The organism is Aeromicrobium sp., from assembly GCF_036675695.1.
Classification (GTDB): Bacteria; Actinomycetota; Actinomycetes; order Propionibacteriales; family Nocardioidaceae; genus Aeromicrobium.
Window position 1 is genome coordinate 1 of record NZ_JAKFEL010000056.1, and the last position, 2,004, is coordinate 2,004.

General features: G+C 64.6%; 1 protein-coding gene. It reads left to right on the top strand.

What is annotated here, in order from left to right:
* Nucleotides 1–19: 19 nt before the first annotated feature.
* On the top strand, nucleotides 20–2,004 hold a 1,985-nt coding region (locus tag V6M39_RS03885; protein WP_332642362.1), incomplete at its 3' end, for a polyribonucleotide nucleotidyltransferase.

A 2,004-nucleotide genomic window follows, 5' to 3' on the forward strand; every position in this document is an offset into this window, starting at 1 on the left:
ACCTGCGGAAGGGACTTCCATGTCGGAACCCACACTCCATACCGCTGAGACTGTCATCGACAACGGCAGCTTCGGCAAGCGCACCATCCGATTCGAGACGGGCATCCTCGCCCAGCAGGCCGCAGGCGCGGTCTCCGCTTTCATCGATGACGACACCATGCTCCTGTCGGCCACCACGGCTGGCAAGCACCCCAAAGAGCAGTTCGACTTCTTCCCGCTGACGATTGACGTCGAAGAGCGTATGTACGCCGCGGGTCGCATCCCGGGCTCGTTCTTCCGTCGCGAAGGTCGTCCGTCCGAGGACGCCATCCTGACCTGCCGCCTGATCGACCGCCCGCTGCGTCCGACCTTCAAGAAGGGTCTGCGCAACGAGGTCCAGGTCGTCATCACGGTCCTGGCACTCAACCCCGACACCCCGTACGACGTTCTCGCGATCAACGCGGCCTCCGCGTCGACGCAGATCTCGGGTCTGCCGTTCACCGGTCCCGTCGGCGCCACCCGCGTCGCCCTGATCGACGGTCAGTGGGTCGGCTTCCCGACGCACAGCCAGCTCGAGAACGCCGTGTTCGACATGGTTGTTGCCGGCCGCATTGCTGACGACGACGTCGCCATCATGATGGTTGAGGCCGAGTCGACCGAGAAGACCTGGGAGCTCGTCCAGAGCGGTGTCCAGGCTCCCACCGAGGAGATCGTCGCTGGCGGCCTCGAGGCTGCCAAGCCGTTCATCAAGCAGCTCTGCGAAGCGCAGATCGAGCTCGCGAAGGCCGCTGCGAAGCCCGTCCAGGACTTCCCGGTCTTCCTCGACTTCGAAGATGATGCGTACGAGGCAGTCAAGGCTGTTGCCGCTGGCCCGCTCGCTGAGGCCATGACGATCCTGCACAAGGCTGACCGTGAGGTCCGCGAGTCGGAGATCAAGGCTGACGTCATCGACAAGCTCGGTGCCGACTTCGAAGGTCGCGAGAAGGAGCTTGGAGCTGCGGTTCGCGCCGTCACCAAGTCCGTCGTCCGCGACCGTGTCCTCCGCGACAACATTCGCATCGATGGCCGTGGCCTCGCTGACATCCGCGCCCTGAGCGCTGAGGTCGGCATTGTGCCCCGCGTCCACGGTTCGGCACTGTTCCAGCGTGGCGAGACCCAGATCATGGGCATCACGACGCTCAACATGCTGGGCCTCGAGCAGAAGCTCGACACGCTGTCGCCGGTCACCTCGGTCCGCTACATGCACAACTACAACTTCCCGCCCTACTCGACTGGTGAGACCGGTCGCGTTGGTTCGCCGAAGCGTCGCGAGATCGGCCACGGTGCCCTCGCGGGCCGTGCGCTGCTGCCCGTGCTGCCGTCGCGTGAGGAGTTCCCGTACGCGATCCGCCAGGTGTCCGAGGCGCTCAGCTCCAACGGTTCCACCTCGATGGGTTCGGTCTGCGCCTCGACGCTCGGCCTGCTCAACGCTGGTGTCCCGCTGCGCGCGCCGGTTGCTGGCATCGCAATGGGCCTCATCTCCGGTGAAGTTGACGGCAAGCAGACATTCGTCACGCTGACCGACATCCTCGGTGCTGAGGACGCATTCGGCGACATGGACTTCAAGGTTGCCGGTACGCGTGAGTTCGTCACCGCCCTGCAGCTCGACACCAAGCTCGACGGCATCCCCGCCGACGTTCTGGCTGGCGCACTGACGCAGGCGTACGGCGCTCGCGTCGCGATCCTCGACGTCATGGCTGAAGCCATCGACGAGCCGGACGAGATGAGCCCCTACGCTCCACGGATCATCACGATCAAGATCCCCGTGGACAAGATCGGTGAGGTCATCGGCCCCAAGGGCAAGATCATCAACCAGATCCAGGACGAGACCGGCGCCAACATCTCACTCGAAGATGACGGAACCGTCTACGTCGGTGCTGAGAACGGTGAAGCGGCTGAGGCTGCTCGTGACGCGATCAACGCGATCGCCAACCCGACGATGCCCGAGGTCGGCGAGCGCTACCTCGGCACGGTCGTCAAGGTTGT